This is a genomic window from Oleiphilus sp. HI0132, from assembly GCF_001635845.1.
In genome coordinates this window covers 1-18,689 of sequence record NZ_LWGJ01001153.1, presented here as the reverse complement: position 1 = coordinate 18,689, position 18,689 = coordinate 1, and the positions used below count along the sequence as shown (strand labels likewise).

22 protein-coding genes are annotated in these 18,689 nt (G+C 45.0%); 2 read left to right on the top strand and 20 right to left on the bottom strand.

Going from position 1 to position 18,689, the window contains the following annotated elements; translation table 11 throughout:
- Positions 1 to 307: 307 nt before the first annotated feature.
- Positions 308 to 565: a hypothetical protein gene (locus A3766_RS16020; protein WP_068514329.1), complete on the bottom strand. Its 258-nt coding sequence runs from the start codon at positions 563 to 565 to the stop codon at positions 308 to 310.
- A gap of 74 nt (positions 566 to 639) precedes the next feature.
- A complete protein-coding gene (locus A3766_RS16015; RefSeq protein ID WP_068514327.1) occupies positions 640 to 1,269 on the bottom strand; it encodes a sulfotransferase in 630 nt (209 codons plus the stop codon).
- Positions 1,270 to 1,436: 167 nt separating this feature from the next.
- Here A3766_RS16015 and A3766_RS16010 point away from each other — a divergent pair, with 167 nt between their 5' ends.
- Positions 1,437 to 1,685, top strand: coding sequence for a hypothetical protein (locus A3766_RS16010; protein ID WP_068509369.1), 249 nt, complete (start codon positions 1,437 to 1,439; stop codon positions 1,683 to 1,685).
- 174 nt (positions 1,686 to 1,859) lie between these two features.
- Positions 1,860 to 2,042 carry a hypothetical protein gene (locus tag A3766_RS16005; RefSeq protein ID WP_068514324.1) on the top strand — a complete coding sequence of 61 codons (183 nt, stop codon included), beginning with the start codon at positions 1,860 to 1,862 and terminating at the stop codon, positions 2,040 to 2,042.
- A 31-nt stretch (positions 2,043 to 2,073) separates the two neighbouring features.
- Here the strand turns inward: A3766_RS16005 and A3766_RS16000 are convergent, their stop codons facing one another.
- From A3766_RS16000 to A3766_RS29735, 18 genes are all read right to left on the bottom strand, one after another.
- A complete protein-coding gene (locus A3766_RS16000) occupies positions 2,074 to 2,340 on the bottom strand; it encodes a cytochrome C oxidase subunit IV family protein (RefSeq protein ID WP_068514321.1) in 267 nt (88 codons plus the stop codon).
- Positions 2,341 to 2,353: 13 nt separating this feature from the next.
- Positions 2,354 to 2,944, bottom strand: coding sequence for a cytochrome c oxidase subunit 3 family protein (locus A3766_RS15995; RefSeq protein ID WP_068642492.1), 591 nt, complete (start codon positions 2,942 to 2,944; stop codon positions 2,354 to 2,356).
- A gap of 22 nt (positions 2,945 to 2,966) precedes the next feature.
- On the bottom strand, positions 2,967 to 3,266 hold the full coding sequence (locus A3766_RS15990; protein ID WP_068514314.1) for a cytochrome C oxidase subunit IV family protein: 300 nt from the start codon (positions 3,264 to 3,266) through the stop codon (positions 2,967 to 2,969).
- 2 nt (positions 3,267 to 3,268) lie between these two features.
- Positions 3,269 to 3,850: a cytochrome c oxidase subunit 3 family protein gene (locus A3766_RS15985; RefSeq protein ID WP_068514311.1), complete on the bottom strand. Its 582-nt coding sequence runs from the start codon at positions 3,848 to 3,850 to the stop codon at positions 3,269 to 3,271.
- A 21-nt stretch (positions 3,851 to 3,871) separates the two neighbouring features.
- On the bottom strand, positions 3,872 to 4,642 hold the full coding sequence (locus A3766_RS15980; RefSeq protein ID WP_156508926.1) for a CbbQ/NirQ/NorQ/GpvN family protein: 771 nt from the start codon (positions 4,640 to 4,642) through the stop codon (positions 3,872 to 3,874).
- Positions 4,643 to 4,678: 36 nt separating this feature from the next.
- Entirely contained in the window at positions 4,679 to 6,511 is a 1,833-nt protein-coding gene (locus A3766_RS15975) for a nitric oxide reductase activation protein NorD (RefSeq protein WP_068514308.1), read from the bottom strand.
- 129 nt (positions 6,512 to 6,640) lie between these two features.
- A complete protein-coding gene (locus A3766_RS15970) occupies positions 6,641 to 8,053 on the bottom strand; it encodes a cbb3-type cytochrome c oxidase subunit I (RefSeq protein ID WP_068514304.1) in 1,413 nt (470 codons plus the stop codon).
- Positions 8,054 to 8,062: 9 nt separating this feature from the next.
- A complete protein-coding gene (locus A3766_RS15965) occupies positions 8,063 to 8,509 on the bottom strand; it encodes a cytochrome c (protein WP_068506849.1) in 447 nt (148 codons plus the stop codon).
- A 475-nt stretch (positions 8,510 to 8,984) separates the two neighbouring features.
- Entirely contained in the window at positions 8,985 to 9,383 is a 399-nt protein-coding gene (locus tag A3766_RS15960) for a hypothetical protein (protein ID WP_068634274.1), read from the bottom strand.
- Positions 9,384 to 9,408: 25 nt separating this feature from the next.
- Positions 9,409 to 10,989 carry a cytochrome D1 domain-containing protein gene (locus tag A3766_RS15955; RefSeq protein WP_231872122.1) on the bottom strand — a complete coding sequence of 527 codons (1,581 nt, stop codon included), beginning with the start codon at positions 10,987 to 10,989 and terminating at the stop codon, positions 9,409 to 9,411.
- A gap of 2 nt (positions 10,990 to 10,991) precedes the next feature.
- Entirely contained in the window at positions 10,992 to 11,867 is an 876-nt protein-coding gene (gene cobA / locus A3766_RS15950; RefSeq protein ID WP_068634273.1) for a uroporphyrinogen-III C-methyltransferase, read from the bottom strand.
- 9 nt (positions 11,868 to 11,876) lie between these two features.
- Positions 11,877 to 13,094 carry a heme d1 biosynthesis radical SAM protein NirJ gene (nirJ, locus tag A3766_RS15945; protein ID WP_068634272.1) on the bottom strand — a complete coding sequence of 406 codons (1,218 nt, stop codon included), beginning with the start codon at positions 13,092 to 13,094 and terminating at the stop codon, positions 11,877 to 11,879.
- Between the two features lie 30 nt (positions 13,095 to 13,124).
- A complete protein-coding gene (locus A3766_RS15940) occupies positions 13,125 to 13,712 on the bottom strand; it encodes an Lrp/AsnC family transcriptional regulator (protein WP_231872121.1) in 588 nt (195 codons plus the stop codon).
- Positions 13,684 to 14,130, bottom strand: coding sequence for an Lrp/AsnC family transcriptional regulator (locus A3766_RS15935; protein WP_068508088.1), 447 nt, complete (start codon positions 14,128 to 14,130; stop codon positions 13,684 to 13,686). Before A3766_RS15935 ends, A3766_RS15940 begins: the two co-directional genes overlap by 29 nt.
- On the bottom strand, positions 14,127 to 15,308 hold the full coding sequence (locus tag A3766_RS15930) for an Lrp/AsnC family transcriptional regulator (protein WP_068634271.1): 1,182 nt from the start codon (positions 15,306 to 15,308) through the stop codon (positions 14,127 to 14,129). The genes A3766_RS15935 and A3766_RS15930 overlap by 4 nt, the downstream gene beginning before the upstream one ends.
- Positions 15,309 to 15,357: 49 nt before the next feature.
- Positions 15,358 to 16,566, bottom strand: a complete 1,209-nt coding sequence (locus tag A3766_RS15925; RefSeq protein ID WP_068514293.1) for a cytochrome D1 domain-containing protein — start codon at positions 16,564 to 16,566, stop codon at positions 15,358 to 15,360.
- Positions 16,556 to 17,167, bottom strand: a complete 612-nt coding sequence (locus A3766_RS29740) for a c-type cytochrome (protein ID WP_197479596.1) — start codon at positions 17,165 to 17,167, stop codon at positions 16,556 to 16,558. Before A3766_RS29740 ends, A3766_RS15925 begins: the two co-directional genes overlap by 11 nt.
- Positions 17,168 to 17,203: 36 nt before the next feature.
- Positions 17,204 to 18,689: NapC/NirT family cytochrome c (locus A3766_RS29735; protein WP_197479595.1), on the bottom strand; the 1,486-nt coding region annotated here is incomplete at its 5' end.

Sequence of the window (18,689 nt, the reverse complement as noted above, 5' to 3'; positions counted from 1 at the left end):
GACCATCTTCTACTAAAGGCAAGTGTAAAATACCTTACTACAAGCTGTTATGTTCAGTGAAGGATAATATTTTAAGCCTTTAGTTTACCCCTTAACCTTATAAAGATAGACCATTAAGAGAAATAAGAAAATATTCGATCTGAATCAGCAGTGTTCGACTCAATTCTATATAGCTTCCATCAGAAAACCGCCCCTCTCTTTTGAACATCCTAGATAATGCAAAAGGGCTGATTTGATTTATTGCCAACGTCTTCGGCGGTTTCCTGGTTTTTACAATTATTACTGGAAGAGCGCTAACTAAAGAACATTAAGGTTTATTCTTCTCGTGCCAATTGAACCGTTTACAAAGGAAAACGCTTAAGTAATGCCCTGCAGCGGCTGAAAGACTTGCAGCGATACCTGAAGATATATCGTTTGTCGCCACATAGAATAGACCTCCCGCGATAAGGATGCCTGAAGGATAAGTATCCGCATTTTCTCCAATAACGACTCGGCTAATTTGGTGTACTGCAAATATCATGAGAAATGATATCAATATTATTTCTGCTATAGGGAGTGACTCCATACTTTGGATAACCTTATTTCGAGTTTGGCTTAGTAATGAGAAATTATTAAGCTGGAAAATAACATGTTACAGCGCTATACGTAATCAAAGAATTTTCTATGTTCCTTGCCCGCACTATTAGGGTTTACTTTGTTAGCATGTTTGAACTCTTTCCAGCTATCTACCTGTTTACCCACATTTAGTCTAGGAAATTCACCACAGCCCTCTGTTGAGGTACCTAAGAAACCTAGCAATGTCGCTAAGCTTTTGGGCTTGCTGATATCTATTTTTAGTAGATCTGATCTAGCCGAGAAATAGTCAAACACCTCTTGTTGATGTTGCCTATAGCAGTTTTCTAAATGAGACTCAGCAATCGGGTCTTCTGTATCGAGCAAGGCGAAGGTTTTGTGGAAGCTACGTTTAAGTACGGGGTTAAAGTGACCTGTCTTGAGTTCCAAGTTTGCTTGCATCTTATGAAGCAAGCGCTGAATCGAGGGTAACCAGACATTTAATTCTCGATCTAAGTAAACGAATTTAGAACCGGGAAAGAGCAGGTCTAGCTCTTGATAGTCACAAAAGCATGGCGCATCTGAAACCACATCGGCCAATTCAAATGCACGTTTAGTATAGGCGGTATGCGCTACCTTATAATTATGCGCTAATAGAGCAACACTAATACTCGTCGTACCCGTTCTAGGCAGACCGATTATAAAAAGTTTATTCATTGTCTGTGACCTGAGCTAAGCGCTTTGAAGTAAACATTCGATATTGATTGAGATCAAGCCTACCCCACAATAAGCTAGCTAAGATATATTTTTCTGCTCAAGCCGCGTATATTTGGGCCTTTAACTTAGTCCATGTCTATTCATATTTTTACCGCTACGAGACGCTTATGCCAGATCAAGATAAAATGGGTTTTCTAAGAAGAACATCCAGAATCTCTAGCCTTTTTTGTTTCGTATCTGCAGTGATTTGTGTTCTGATTCTACTGATTTTCTTTGGTGATTTGTCTAAGGTCTATAAAGCGAGTTTTGCTTCCTCATCCTTTTTCTTTTTTACGAGCGGATTCGTATTGAAAGAAATGGCTGACACAAAAGTTGCACGTACTGACCTTCCACGCCCAGCCCCTGGCGCTGAGTAAAGCCTCGGTAGCCTTAGCCGCGAAAATCACAGCGTACCTTTCAGCTCTGGGCTCAAAAATTCGCCCCTTTCTTATTTGATCAGATCAAAATCTCTAACTATTCTTATAGAAACTATTTAATGAGAAAGTAGAGCCAATTGCTCTCTTAAGCTTCCGAGAGACAAGGAGGACATTATGAGTAAATTTATAATCATTGTATCGACGCTAATGATCATCTTTGCAGCCGTTGTTGGACTGGATGGCGACAACTTTACCAAATACTTAGCGATGTATATGTATGCGCTAGGCGGTTTGGGCTTGTTATCACTACCCTTATTCAAGAAACTATGTGCGCATTATTGTGAAACAGAGCAGTAGAGTAGTGAAAGAGCCCCAAGGGGCACTTTCACTATAAAAATATACTCAGACAATACGCTAAAAAGACAAACGCTCCGATCACTATGCAGTACGCTGACATAATCAAGCGCCATTGTTTGATTACTTCACGCATCCCCATAAAGTGATCGACGACTAGCTGTCCTTTTAATATCAACATAAGAATAGAGCCCAAAACTATCCACACACCTGTTTGTTCTGAACTACCAATCAAAGAGGCGAGGATCGTAATAAGCGTCAGCACTCCCCATACCAGCGTTACCCTTTTAATGTCATTCATTGATTCTGACTCCTTAATGAATCACATAAACGAGTGGGAATAAAATAATCCAAAGCAAATCCACCATATGCCAGTATGAAGCACCGGTCTCTACACCCGTGTGATCTTCTGAGCTATAGTCTCCGTTTTTCGCCTTCTTCGATACCACAATCAGAATCACCATACCTAAGAGCACATGGGCGAAGTGGAAGAAGGTCAGCAAAAAGTAAAACATGTAGAAGGTATTGGCATGCAAAGAATATCCTGCACCGATGGTCTCGGTATACTCCCACATCTTCACGCCTACATAGACTAAGGCAGCAAGGAGTGCCCAGTTAATCCATCTAGAGCAGACGTTTGACTTGCCTTCTTTAATTGCAATAACAGCCCTGACGACAAAATAGCTACTTGTGATTAGGGCAATCGTATTAATCATGCCTGCTAGCTGGTTAAGGTGTTGATGCCCCTCAGCGAACATCTCCAGGTTGAATACTCGAGCAAAGGCATAGGCGATGAACAAGATAGAAAATACGCCCAGCTCTGCAAGGATAAAAATCCAAATGGCAAAGTCGCCCGGTAGGGACGATGACTTTTCTGGCTCTGAATTTATACAGACTTTAGTCATTAAAGCTCTCTTTACTTAAAGACTAGTTTAAGGAGGTGAGTGAAATGATCACTCCCGGAAATATCACTCCCAAAACAATTAAAGTAGGGATCAAGTAAAAGTACCCCAGCATGACCTTCCTGATTTTCGGGTGTGCATGACGCAAACCAATGAACTCATCGATCACCAACCGCCCTTTTAATGTGACAATAACACAGACAATTACCACTGATATTTGACCGAAGTCCGCTGTTTCAGCAGTCAATACGCTTAGTAAGGTCAAAGCCAGTAAAGCCAGCCAAATTCGCAGTAAGTGCCTTTTGCTTGGTAGAGGTAGAATCATCGCTATCTCATCACATAGATCAGTGGAAAAATAATAATCCAGGCTAAATCAACCATGTGCCAGTAACACGCACCTGCCTCCAAACCCGCATATTGCTTAGCAGAATACGCCCCAAAGTAAGACCTGGTTAGTACCCACAGCAAACCAGCCATCCCAAAAAACACATGCAGCAGATGATTGAAGGTCAGGTAGTAATAAACGCTAAAGTAGAGATTAGTTTCGACTCCAATGCCGTTAAGCTCATTAAATTTATACTCCCAAGCTTTCACTAGGCAGTATCCCACTGCGCACGCTAAGGTTAGCCATATCCAACGTCGGCTCTCTTGCGCTTTATCAAGGCGAATCGCTCTTACTGAACGGGCAATAAAGTAACTACTCGTCAGTAAAATAAAGGTATTCAAAATACCGGCGCTGGTATTAAGACTTAAGGGGCCGGTTTTGAATAGCTCCGGGTTATGAACTTTGGCAACGATATAGAGGATAAAGAACAAGCCAAATTCAAATAACTCTGCAAAGACCAGAACCCATATAGCGATATCACCGGGAACATGTTTCCCTGCACTTACTTCCTGCTCAATGCTCATAGGTTTATTTTCGCTAGCGCCCTAGAAATAGGTCATGACCAAGCGTTCAATGGCAGCCAGAGTTTCGGTCTCGTCGGTTAAAGGTTGAGCCAAGCACGATAAACACGCCTCGCGAGCATTCAGCCCTGACTTAATCATCTTGGCGGTATAAATCAGCAGCCTGGTCGATGCCGCTTCTTCCAAGTCATAGTCTTTTAGGCGACGTAAATCCCCACCCAGGCTAACCAGCTTCTTGGCGGTATCTTTGTCGATATTGGATTCCTGACAGATGATTACCGTTTCCCGTTCTGCCAAGGGGTATTCAAACTCCATCGCAACAAAGCGTTGGCGGGTACTTGGCTTCAGCCCCTTCATTACGTTCTGGTAGCCAGGGTTATAAGAGATCACCAACATAAAGTCAGGATGAGCAATAATTTCTTCGCCCGTACGCTCTACAGGTAAAACGCGACGGTGGTCAGACAGTGGGTGAAGCACAACCGTAGTATCTTTCCGTGCTTCAATGACTTCATCTAAATAACAAATACCGCCTTCTCGCACCGCCCTGGTAAGCGGGCCATCCTGCCAATAGGTTCCGTCTTTGCCAATTAAGTGTCGACCTACCAAGTCTGTTGCGCTTAGATCATCATGACAGGCAATCGTGTATAAAGGCCGATCAAGTTTCTTGGCCATGTGCTCAACAAATCGGGTTTTACCACAACCTGTAGGTCCCTTAATCAAAACCGGCAAATTATTGTTGGCGGCGTGCTCGAAGATAACAACTTCATTTCCCTGCGCTAGATAATTCGTTGGCATGTCGTTCTCCATTTAAAAAGCTTGACCCTTGTCGTCTTACGATAGACCTGTAAGGTTCAAGTAAATTTTTGGCAGCAATGCAGGTAAACGCGCAGTATCACTAATCACTGCATAACCATGATCACCAAAAAGGTAAGGTAAATAATCGTTTCCATCTTCATCGATGGTAATACAAAATGGTTGCAAGCCCTGCTGCTTGGCCTCCTGAACCGCCTTACGAGTATCCTCTACTCCGTAACGGCCTTCGTAGTGATCAATATCATTTGGCTTGCCGTCTGAAACAATCAACATGAGGCGCTTTTGAGTTGCTTGTGTTTTTAACACTTCAGTTGATTGACGAATACCTGCGCCCATTCGCGTATAAAATCCCGGCTTGATTTCAAGAATTCGGCCACGTGCGGCATCGCCATAAGGTTCAGAGAAGTTTTTTAACAGGTTATATCGAACTTGTTTGTTCTTGATGGAGGAAAATCCATAGATTGCAAAAGGGTCCCCTGCACTGCTCAAGGCTTCGGCAAACAAGGTGATACTATCTCGAATAATATCTATCACACGCTGATTTGAGTTGATTCCCGAATCAGTCGACATAGATAAATCCGCTAATAACAAGCAGGAAATATCTCGTTGGCTTTCTTTACGGTGCTTATAAAAGTTGTCATTGCCTGTATTAGTATCAGGCTCAACAATAGATTCGATACAGGCATCCAGATCCAGCTCGCTACCTAAAGGCTGACGGCGAAGCCAATGCTGTTGAAATTTCAAAGCGCTGAATCGATGCCTGAGCTGGTTTGCAGTTTTAGTTAAGTGACCAGGAACGCCACTTGGCTCGGCGTCATCCGCTAGCATGGGCTGCAATAAACAAAAGTCTTCAATATAGACAGACTTTCTGTAATCCCATTCACGAAGGCGTATGCCATCACCAATGGCTAAATCATCGTTATGCGGGGCGGGTAAATCCAGGTCGAACTTGATCTTAGCTGCGCCAGCCCGGCGCTTACGAGAAAGCGTAATAATATCCAGATCTTCTGCAACGGAACTGGCATCATCGTCTACATCCTCTTCCTGAGGTCTGTCTAGATCAACATGCTCCGTCCAGCTGAATAAGCTATCGAGCATAAAGATTAATAAGCCATCGGTCTTCTTGGCATCATCGGTGCGCTGAGCATCTTTACGCGGGCCACGAACTTTCTCAGTCTGGGCACCGCTGCTTTCAGCTGGCAGCTCTTCTTCATCTTCTTCAATCGGTGCAACACTAACCCCATGAATCGGTTCTGGGTAGAGCCATAGGCTAATCGGGAAAGGGTCGCCCGGCGCTTTCGGGAGTGTTTCGACGCTCCCTGGGTCTTTTAGTGCTTGATGTATCGCAAGCTCGCGATCAAGTCTTTCACCCTGTAATTTTTCCAAAGGAGGTCGCAAAGGCAAAACCGCGTCGACAAGGCGGAAATACCGCTCTCTTAACCCCGGTTTTGACTTTAGGATCTCTAGCGTCGCTTGCTGGTTATCGGTAAACCAGTGCGTCACTTTCGGTAGTTGAGCGGCCAAGGCCGTCAACCAGAAATATAAATCTTCGTTTAAAGCTTTGTCTTCAAATAAGGCATGTGATGTTGGCAAACGCAGACTACGTTCATCCTGCCATGCCAATTCACTTCGCTTATGCGTCCCCGCCATACGTTGAATCAGTCTACGACGAAATTTCAGCTCGCGTCCCATTGCACCTTCTATCACTTTGCCTGGGCTTCCGCCGAGAGCACGGTAAAAGGGTGCTAACTGAGCACTCAATTCGACTAAATCTACGCGCGCATCTTCAAACTCAGTTGAAGCTTGTCGCGTAACAAATCGATGCCAAAATTCACCAACTAACTCTTCCATCTAACACCTGATTAAACATCATAGATTATGGTTATGGAATAAGGTGCAGCCCTTTTATCTAACTGCACCTAAGTGGGGTTAATATAGTTGGCTAAGCTTATTCCTAAGTTCAGCCAACTTGCACTTCACTTATGAAGCTGCTCTTTGCTCACCCTCAGGGATAACTAGACCTTGCTTATCGCCAACAAAGAAGCTTGCGAAGAACATGCCTACACCTGTAGTGAACATCACACCGAAGAACAAACGTACCCAGAAGACAGGATGAAGTTGTTCTTGAGTTGCCATAAAGCTCAGAGCATTTGCGTCATCTGGTAAACGCTGGAGAATAATCTGCCAGACGCCCGCCACGGTTAAGGCCAAGGTAATACCGCACATTGCGATACACATTGTCCAGAACGACATACGCTCCAATCTCTGTGCTCTTTCACAGTTGCCGTGAGGGCGACCACGCATAATTGGCATTGAATAGGACATTATCGTCATCACAATCATTGAGTAAGCCCCAAAGAATGCTAGATGTCCGTGAGCTGCAGTAATCTGCGAACCGTGTGTAAAATAGTTCACCGGTGCTAGCGTATGAATGAAGCCCCATACACCTGCGCCCAAGAACGCCATTACCGAAGTACCTAAAGCCCAAGTCAATGCTATCTGGTTGCCATGCTCATGACGACGTTCACGAACCATCTTGAATGCGAACACAACCATCATGAAGAAAGGAATTGGTTCAAGCGCTGAGAAGATAGAACCCAGCCACAACCAGTACTCACCCGGGCCGATCCAGAAGTAGTGGTGCCCCATTCCTATCAGGCCGGTAATCAGTGCTAAAGCAATAATCACATACAACCACTTCTCTATTATCTCACGGTCAACGCCAGTCACTTTGATCAAGGTATAAGCCAAAATAGCACCCATGATCAATTCCCAAACACCTTCAACCCATAGGTGAACAACCCACCACCAGAAGAACTTATCAAGAACCAAATTACCTGGGTTATAGAAAGAGAATAAAAAGAACACAGCCAAACCAATCAGACCTGTAATCAATACCATATTGATAACTGTTTTACGGCCCTTAAGGATGGTCATACCTACATTGAAGATGAACCCGAGACAAACGATGACAATACCAATTTTAGTAATCGTCGGTTGTTCAAGGAATTCTCGCCCCATGGTCGGTAAGAGTTCATTAAAAGTAATATCTGCCAAGGTGCTATAAGGCACTAGCAAATAACCTAGAATGGTCGCAACGCCGGCTGCGGCAAACACCCAAAACAGGATTTTGGCAAGCAAGGGGCTATACAGTTCAGTTTGACTCTCTTCTGGGACAAGGTAGTAAGTTGCTCCCATAAAGCCAAATAATAGCCAAACGATGAGCAAGTTCGTGTGCACCATACGTGCAACGTTAAACGGAATAGCACCTGCTAGAAAGTCACCAACGATATATTGAAGACCCATAATGAGCCCGAATACCGCCTGACCTGCGAACAGAACCATGGCGAAAATAAAATAGTTTTTTGCAACACTCTGCGATTCGTATTTCATAGCAACTCCCTAACCTTGCTTATTCGGTGGCCAGTCATTGTCATCAATGCGCGAGGTCCAGATCAGGAATTGAGAAACGTTATGTACGTCCTCTTCTGATAAATGGAACTGAGGCATTTGACGGCGACCTGGAACATTTAATGGCTGAATCGCCATCCAGTTTTGCATGAAGCTTTCAAATACCGCCTCATCACCGGCACCATATCGATCAAATACATTTGCAAGTTCAGGTGCAAAGTAAGCCCCTTCCCCCATCAAACTGTGACAACCGATACAATTGTTCTTTTCCCATATTTCTTTGCCCTTCACGACAGCTTCGGTAATATTTTCCCGATGATCTCGCTCCGGCAATATCCGCATTGTGTCAAAGGTCAGCCCGACAAGCAGCAGGAAGAAGAACACCCCACCACCATAATAAATATTTCGGGCCATTCCTTTGGTAAAGTTATCAGCCATGTTTGCCTCCTGTTTTTATCTCTTGCGCCGCTTTTAGTAACGGCTACCGAGCCTTTGAAAACCCGGTATACCCTTGACGGTCACCCCACTTGTAATGTGAACCCTCCTCCTTGATATGCTTTTCTGACATTCAATTATTGGGACAGAAAAACAAGCTCACGACTTAGCTATTACAAATACCGTACCAGGATATAGATCATTGTTTTTATTGTTATTTTTCTGATAAACCTTCATTATGACAACACTTTAAAGAAGTCTAAATGACACCCGTGAGTTAAAATGACAACAGAGAATTAGAAAGGCTTAAACAAGCCACACAGCTTCAATCGGGTCAGAACCATAGCCTCAACCAACCTGTTGGCTACACCCTCTCCGGCTCGTTGGCAGGCTAGTACTAGACAAAAATAGAGAGGGGGGTGTAACCCTATAAGCAAAGCTAGGGGGTTACAGGTTGTGAACAGCAAACGGAAAAGAATCAGACTAGCTTTCTAGCAAAGACTCCCGCGCCCCAAACGCCGCCAAGAAAGGCGAATGCGACGCCGAAGAACACCATGATCAATGCCCGAGTATTAAGCACACTAAGGTCGCCAACACTAAGCATTGATAACATGGCGACGATAAACCCTACCGTTACGGCATTCAGCACGGGCGCACCGCTCTCCGTTAAGGATGTAATAAAACCACCCAAAAAGAAGCTTAGCGCATATGAGCATATGCTGAGAAAGAACCACATCAGGTCTTTGTGTTCACCAATTAATGTGGAGTTTGAAGCAGCTTGACCGATATAAGAGGCAATTAATACATAGGCGAGCTGAGCACTTAGCAGGATCACAATGGTTGCAATACTGCCTAATATTAAAGATCTGAATCTCATGCCCATCGCCCTTTAAAGTATCATGTTAATGACTCGTGCCACGGGAGTAAGTGGTTTTATTAAAGACATTATACTTCCCCGAAGGCTTCGTCATCGGCAAGCGTTTCACTTCCTCAAGCGTTTGCGCATCATAGACAATCAACGCACCGTCCATATCCCAAATACTCATCAGGGCATAGCGACCATCTTTGGTGAATTCAATATGAGCCGCCGTCTTGCCGGGAATAGGCTGCAGTGTTTTAACAATCTCCAATGTCGATTTATCGATAACGTGCATAAGGTCTTTGTTTGGTCCAAAGAAAACATCGACCCAGGCATAAGGTGTCTTCTCATGGCTACGCATAAAAAAGCCTGGCCCTTTTGTTTCGATATGCTTAATTGTCTGCCAGTTATCCATATCGATAATGCTGACCTTTCCGTCCTTTAGGTTCGGCGTTGCCATCACTTCTTTGCCTTGATAATCCCAAGTAATCCCTGACCCCAAGTGCGGCATACCCGGGACATCTAGCTCACCAATTTCTTTGCGGGCATCTAGCGAGACGATAATCCCCTCGCCTTCACGTGAGGCACCGAAGAGTAAGCTATAGTCCTGGTTAAAAAAGAAGTCATCTAGATAGGCTGACACTTTGGCCTTTCGAATCGGGAAAGGTTCAGGTGTAACAACGTCCCCCGCTTCTTTGTGATAGCTATGCTCCCAACCAACGAAACCGGCAGGAGGTTTGTCTTCATAGTTTATTTCCCAAACCTCTTTTATATCTTTTAAGGCAGCAATAAAGCTATTTCTTGGCGGTGCATTGTAGACAGCACTGACGCGCGACGTATTACCATCCTTATCCTTAACATCAATCACCTTAATGGGAGACAGATCTTTGGTATCCAGGATCACCAAGTTATTCGGAAGGTAATTCGCCGCCATGGCATAGCGGCCGTCACTCGATACAGCGAGGTTACGTGTATTAATCCCCACCCTGACTTCAGAAACAATCTTTAGATTATAGATATCAAACTTGCTCACCCAGCCATCACGTGAAGCAAAGTAAACAAAGCGACCATCAGGTGAATACTTTGGCCCACCATGTAAGGCAAAGTGGGTTTTAAAACGATGGATAGGCTCAAATGTATCACCATTCAAAACCGTTGCATGATGATCACCTAGCTCAACGACAATGAACAAGTTCATCATATCGGCTTCAAAAACCGGCTTTTCACCTAAGTCGCCAGGCTTGAAAAAGACTTTTTGAGACTGATTAATATCACTCAAATCCCACTTCGGCATCTCTTTCAAAGGCGTATAGATCAGATCACCCAAAGCTTCGATTTCCGCGTCATTAAGCGTACTCATAAATGCTGGCATTTGCGTCGCTACGCGGCCATTTTTAATGACATCTAGCGCTTTATTTTTTCTCAAGCGCTTGAGGTTCCCAGGAAGTAAAGCCGGGCCCATTGCACCCAAACGATTCTCACCATGACAGGCCTGACAATGAGTTTGGTATCGCTCCTGCCCCATTCTGCTATTGATATTTACTTCGGGCTCAGACGCGAGCTCCGGTGAGCCTGCAATAGCAAACGAGGAAAATAGACTTAAGAGAAATAACAGCTGTCTCACAATCAACCTACCTTAGTCATCATCTGTTCATGCCTGGTGGCTTCATCAAGCAAAGTAGCCTGATCAAAACCTTCGGTATCCAAAGCATTTACCACTCGGCCAATAACAATCAGTGTTGGCGGCTTGATTTGGTTCGCTAGAACAAATTCTGGCAAATCTGAAATATTGGTTCGATAGGTTCGATGATTCTCTGTGGTGCCGTTACTGATTAGGGCAACCGGCATGTCTTCGGCCAAGCCGTTATTAATTAACTCTCTAGACAGTATTGGTGATGTTTTAATACCCATGTAAATCACAACAGTGTGATCTTCACGTGCCAAAGCCTGCCAAGGTAAATCCAGCGTATCATCCTGAAGATGGCCCGTGATAAAAGTGCAACCATGAACAAAATCCCGGTGAGTTAATGGAATGCCGGAATAAGTCGTACAACCTGAAGCAGCGGTAACACCTGGGACGACTCGGCAAGCAACCCCCGCATCCAACAGTTCCTGAACCTCTTCACCACCACGACCAAAGATAAAAGGGTCACCGCCTTTAAGACGAGCAACCTTCTTGCCGCTCATCGCTTTTTCGACAATCAACTGGTTTATTTGCTCTTGGGGCAAAGCATGGTCGGCACTTTTCTTACCCACATAAATACACTCTGCCCTGGGCGACACTAATTCCATCACTTCAGCACTGACCAAGCGGTCATAAATAACACAGTCAGCCTGCTTGATTAAGCGATGAGCCCTTATGGTTAACAGTTCAGGATCACCCGGTCCGGCGCCGATCAGAGCAACTTCTCCGGGTAGAAAAGGTCGTCTATTTTCAGAACCTTTAGCAAACAATTCTTGTGGGCGTTTTAGGCCAGCATTGGAAAAATTATCTTGATTCATAAGCCTCTCCTAAACAGCCTGAGGTGTAGCGTTTGTACTTTCAAGCAAGTGCGTATTAACTGCCTCGGCACCATCAATATCGTCTTCTGACAAACCAATTTCCTGATTATCCAGATAGCAGCCCGGGTCCTCTCCCCAATATTCACCATCACTACTGAAAGCTCGCACCCTAGTATTACCACCACATATCGCAAAGTAATCACATTTGGCACAACGTCCCTCAATAGGACGTGGACTCATGCGTAGCCCCAGCATTAATTCATCGTCGGTATTTTGCCAAATATCTGAAAACGGGCGTTCTTTGACATTACCCAGGTGATGACTCCACCAGAAAGTATCGGGGTGAACATTTCCCAAGTTGTCGATATTGGAAATATTAATTCCTGAAGAATTACCCCCCCAGCGTTCAAGGTGCTCTCTTAACAGTGGCGCACGTTCTGGAAAACGCTTTTCAGCCCACTGAAGTAGGTAAACACCGTCAGCGTCATTGTTCCCGGTAACATATTCAGTCACCTTGCCAGAAACAACATCATTCCAGGCTCGGTCAAATAGCAGATCCATAGCTTCACGCGTTGTCTGAAAATAGGCATCACGCTTACTGTTGCGCTTACCACGGCCGGAATAGTTAAGGTGGGATAAGTAAAACTTCTCTACGCCATGCTCGTCCATTATATCGAGCAGCGCAGTTAAATCGTCACTGTTTTGTTCCGTCAGTGTAAAGCGCCAGCCAGCTTTAATACCGTTCTCTCGACAGAGTTTAATTCCGTTTAAGGCCGCATCAAAACCACCCTGCATCTGGCGAAATTCATCATTATTTTCACGCAAGCCGTCGATGCTGACACCGACATAATTAAAACCAACTTCAGCTATTTTCTTAATGTTGTCTTCGTCGATTAGGGTACCGTTGCTCGACAAGCCAACATAAAAGCCCATGCTTTTCGCTCTTTTTCCAATTTCAAAGATATCATCCCGAAGCAAAGGCTCCCCGCCCGAAAGAATCAAGACGGGTACACCGTAAGCCTTTAAATCATCCATCAAGGTAAAGACTTCTTCGGTGCTTAGTTCGCCTGGAAAGTGAGTATCTGCCGAAATGGAATAGCAATGCCTGCAGGTTAGGTTACAACGCCGAATCAGGTTCCAGATAACGACGGGTCCTGGCGGCTTTCGCAATGGCCCTAATGGCGTTTGATCGTGCAGAATTTTCATGTACTGGCTAATTCTAAACATGGCACTCCGCCTTATTCTATTGGTCTCTGTTCAGGTCTTTTTAGCGCTAGGTGGCGCTTCTCTCTGACCGATTCGTAGACCGGTCTTTTTTAATATTTTGGTACTGTAGAGCGCATCGCTCGCTCGTAAGTCATCACCCAATAGCTGATTGATCTGCTCTATATATTTCGCAACTTCTTGTTTAGTTTTACCATGAACCATGGCAAAGAGGTTATACCTCCATAGCGGTAAGTGGCGGGGCCTGTGATAACAGTGACTAACAAAGGATAAATCGCCCAAAGCTTGTCCTAATTCACTCACCTTTTCGTCGGGCACATCCCACACAGTCATACCGTTTACTTTAAAGCCCAGTTTGTAGTGATTGGGTACTGCAGCGATTCTTCGAATAATCCCTTCATCTAACATACGTTGCAGACGCGCCATCACCTCATCGGCAGATATATTCAACATCAAACCCAGCACATGATAAGGTCGTGGGGCAAGAGGCAAACCCTCCTGAGTCAAGACGATCAACTCGCGATCTATACTCGATAGTGAGTAGTTTTCTTCCTCCTCCATAGGTAAGTCCTCCGCTTGAGGGCGATAAAAATCATTCGAGGTCGAGATAGAATCCAACATAGAACTCCTCCTTCTTCGGCATGTCGTAGACCTTAAATCCTGTCTGACGTTCAATTTCTTCGATCACTCGCCCTTTACCTTCCTGTTCCTCAGTTGCAATCACAAACCACATATTCAATTCGTGAGTCCGTTTGTAGTTGTGAGCAATCTCGGGAAAGCCATTGACGATTTCAGCTACTTCATCAAAGCGCTCTTCCGGTATCGCCATACCCGCAAGTGACAGTGCACCACCCAACTGCTCTGCATGGTACATTGGGCCAAAGCGCGTTAGCGTTTTATCGGCACGCATCTTCTCAACTCGGTCGATCAACTCTGATTCTTTTATGTCCAGCTCTTTTGCAACTTCGGCAAAAGGGTATTCACAAATAGGAAAACCATACTGGAGACGGTTTATGATCTTCAAATCCATGGCATTCATGAATGATTCCCCGCAAGTGATAAGGGTGCAACAAGCGAAGCCAGGTTCGCAGCGGGTGAGGCTATTTCAATTTTATGCTGCCTTTGCGAGCGCGTATAAACTCCACCCTTTTGCTTATATTGCTGCGTACTAAATAGAATGTTTTTCTCAGTATTTTTAAGCTCGGCCAGCCCTACCAGTTTTTCAATATGTTCTGCAACCAGATTCCGGTCCCGACTGTGAATCATGCAGTAGAGATTATAGGGCCACTCAGGTAACTGTCTTCGACGCTTATAACACAAGCTCACCAAACCGGATTCTTTAAAAATCTTACCAATCCTGTCAGTTTGATCTTCTGGAATATTCCAGACCACCATGGCATTTTCTTTAAAACCAAGTTTGTGATGATTGGTAATCAACCCTATACGCTTAATCAGGCCGCTTTGTACCCAGTAATTGAGCGTATCTATCACCTGCAACTCGGTAACAGCTGAACACTCTTCACCTTGATATTGGCTTAGCGTCTGTGACAGGCGCTCAAAAGGCTTCCGGGTTAAAGGAAAACCATCTTGTATTAGCTCTCGAAGTCGCTGTTGCAAGTAATCAGAAAGGACATCACCGCTCTCAATGAGTCTAATTTTTTCGCCAGACTCACGGTTATTCGTGTTATGAAGGTGCTGAGTGAAGGGGCGATCCGTTTTTCTATCACCCACATGAAACCCCAAGTCGATATGATAAGCCTTTTCCATTGGCAAGCGTAGGATTGGAAAGCCAATCGTCTTTTCCATATCATCCAGTATCAAGTCCAGAAATTTGGGAGTCGGTGTCGTAACAACGAACCACAGATTATAACTATGCTCTCGTCCGTAGTTATGATTCACCTCTTCATATTCGTTAATCTGGGCAGCTACTTTTTCTGTCAGCTCAGATGGAACGCTCACAGCCGCCAAGAGACTAGCCCCGGCTCGCTTATGGTCAAATACCGGCCCTATGCGCGTCAGCATACCGCTATCTTTAAGTGCCAAGAGTTTGGTCAATACATCTGGTTCGGAGCAATTCAACTGCTCTGCCATGTCGGCAAAGGGCCGTGAAGTGATAGGAAAGTTACGTTGATAGGAATCTAATAAACTACTGCTCAAGTCATCCAGAACGACTCTTTCGGGTTCAATACCTGTATTGCTAGGAGCTTGTATATTCATCACATCACCTTTCTTTCTCACTGTTCTTGTTTTTGGAGCGACCGGAGCTTTATAAGCCCAAACGATGCGCCCGAGAGGTAAAGAAAATCCCACTAGGACTTGTCGCCTCAAACTGATTTATTAAATCCAAGGTTTCGGTGTCATAGATATTCACCAAGTTTAAATCTCTGACAGAAGCCCACACATGCTCACCACGTGAAGTAAACTCCATATGAAGCACACCCTTTCCAGGTTTTAGTGTTTTAAATAATGAGCGGCTTTCAGCATCTATTACTTGGAGCGTGTCATTATTTGGATAGGCAAAGTTCACCCAAATTTGGCGACCATCCGGTCTAGCCATGACAAACACTGGCTGACCATGCACATCGATTTTGTCTACTTGCTGCCAAGTGTTCATATCCACCACCAATACTTGGTGCTGCCCAACGGCAGGAACAAATGCATAGTTGCCTGCAACAGCCCAACCTTCCAGGTGAGGCATCTTGTAGACGGGTAGCTTCTGCTCTCCCCGGCCGTAATTTGGCAATATTTTTTCTGGCGGGTTTTCAAGGTGCCATAAGTCAAGTTTCGACATACCATCTTCACCAAACAAGCCTGCGATGTAGTAACGGCCATCGGGTGAGATCAGTGCGTCATAAGGTTGTAAGCCAGTATCTCGGTACTTGGTAAGTTGGGGTTTAGAGCTGTCTTCCCCTGAAAAGTCTGCCACCCATATTTCATGCGTATCGAAGAGACTGAAAACAAATTTCTTTCCGGGTGCATCCACCAAACCAACAACTTTAGAGCGTTTGCTTTTACCGCTTCTTGGGTCAATGAATTCTGTCGCAGGAATATCCACCACCAACTCAAGCGTTTCGCTATCGAAGACCTTTACGCCACCAGGCGTGTAGTTGGAAACAGCTACTAAAGATCCATCCTGACTAATGGCACCGCCAATACTATTACCGCTTTGAATCACTCGCTTACTGATCTCTTCAGTCAAGATATCGATCTTGCTTAAGCCACCATCGCGACCAAATACATAGGCGTACCGTTCGTCACGAGAAAAAACAACGGAAGCGTGCGAAAGGTCTCCCAATTGATCTATGCTGCCGACGGGCTTCTTGTCACTGGTATCGATGATCTTTACGCTTCCAGTAGCACGTTCAATAATGACGCCCATGTCACCTGTTGCCCTGGGCTCCGTCTGGGTATGCAAACAAGTACACGCCCCCAAACTAATACTTAGTAAGGCCACTGCAAGGCTTTTAATTCGCATCTATCATTTCTCCCGACTTCAAAGCTTTAGCAATCCAGTTAGCATCCGCCTCAGACAAAATAGCTTTCCATGGGGGCATTGGCGTTCCAGGGCGACCATGTAGGATGACAGCCATTAAGTCTTCAACCGAATATGCCTTGATATTTTCCGGCAACAAAGCCGGGCCTAAACCACCTTTAAACAGCATCCCATGACATGATCCACAGTCTTGTTTCACTAAATAGTCCAGTTCCAGTGCACGCTCTTCAGAAACTTTCAGCTCAGCTTTTTTAACAATAACCTTGCCCCTCATCTGTGGATGAGGTCCGCAGCGATAGTCAAAGACACCAGCGCGATCAAATAAGCGTTCAACGCTTTCTTCGGGCCAGAAGTATTCACCTTCAGGCTCTCCCAAACCTTCAAACCATACGCTGTGATACTGCCTCTTCTCGACATTCAGCCAACGCACCGTATCGCCAATATTGACTGTTACAACTTCCGGTATGAAACGCATCTGGTGTGTCTTTACTTCAACAAGTTCTGCAGATGAGACGCCCGCCAGCAACAAGTTCGCGAATAGCACTATTGCCAATCCCTTACCTGTTTTTTTGACTGATCTCATCCACATAACGCTCACCGTTTTCTTATTTACTAGCTTTTATTGCTTAACTGCATTGATTTCTACATCGGCATTATCGAAGCCCAATTTGTACCCAAGTGATACATGATGGAAACGGCCGTTGCTGTAATCGTCATGAATCGCGAAACCAAAGTTGTAGCTTTGAGCAGTGTCCAGACTGATATTGCCGTCACCGTCAGCTACCAGAGGACGCTTGATTTCAACCACCCACTTATTGCCAACTTTGTTTGCTATCGCTTCACTAATCACACCTTCGTTCATCAAGCGGTCTGCCAAGATACTGCCGTCTTCAATACTCTTGTCACCCGACTTGTAGCGCACGATATCCATGAAGTGCTGAGCGTCAAATTCTGCTTTGATCTCAGCGTCTTCCTTACGCTTATCCCAACCACCAAGCGGTTTTTTGTTTCGGCCTTTAAGCTCAATCTTCGTACGGCTCTCTTTTAGATACTTAGTTACACTCTGACCCTCAGGCGCGAAAGGCATGTCATCGGCATCGGCATGACAGGTTCCCCAGCAACCTGCTCGATCTGCGTACTCAACTTCGTCAGTCGCTAACATAAAGGCCAATTTCATTTGATTCATCGCATCCATCTTGCCACCTTCTGCAAAGGGTGCTGGCTGGTGTTCAGTATCTTCCCAAGTAAATTGCATATATAAGCTCTTGCTATCATGTGCTGCTTTAACCGCCACTGGAATGCTGCCACGCTTACCGGGAATCACCTGATCTTCCAGCTTCTCGCCTGTCACAATCTTTTGTCCAATATCTGCAACTTCTTCCTCATGACAGTCCATGCAGCGATCACCTTTCGTGAATGAACGCTTACCACCATGCTTACGTCCTAATACCCACTCCATTGACGCCTGGCCAGGATAGAAAACACCGATTTCTCTTGCAGGTACTGCAGCCCAATTGATAGATGATTTTGCAGCAGTTTTCTTGGCGGGAGCCTTTTTAGCCTCAGTTTTCTTAGGCTTATTTGCAGCCTCTTTCTTAGCTTTCTCTGCAGCTAAAGCTGCCGCAACCTTTGCCTCTTCCGCTGCTTTCGCTGCTTGTTCTGCTGCTTTCTTAGCCGCTTCTTCTGCTAAACGCTTCTTCTCTGCTTTAGCAGCAGCTTCTTTATCTAAAAATTCTTGCCAGTGAGCCGGAATACCGATTGCGATTTCTGGGTCTGGTGTAGTGAGTTCGTCAATTTCTTCGTCAGTCAACTCATCATGCACAGGCTTGTGCGCAATACCTTTGTGGCAATCAATACAAGTGTTACCTGCTGTCATGGCATTCAAATGCTGTTTACGAGCGCGAGGCTTTTGGTTTTCTGGCAACATGGTTTCGAAGTCATGACAGTTTCGACACTCGCGTGAGTCTGTCGCTTTCATTTCACCCCAAACTTTCTTTGCCATCGTGAAGCGCTTGGCATCAAACTTTTCTGGCGTATCAATACTTCCCAAAGCTTTATGCCATAACTCATTAGAAGCTTTTATCTTACGAACAACTTTATGCACC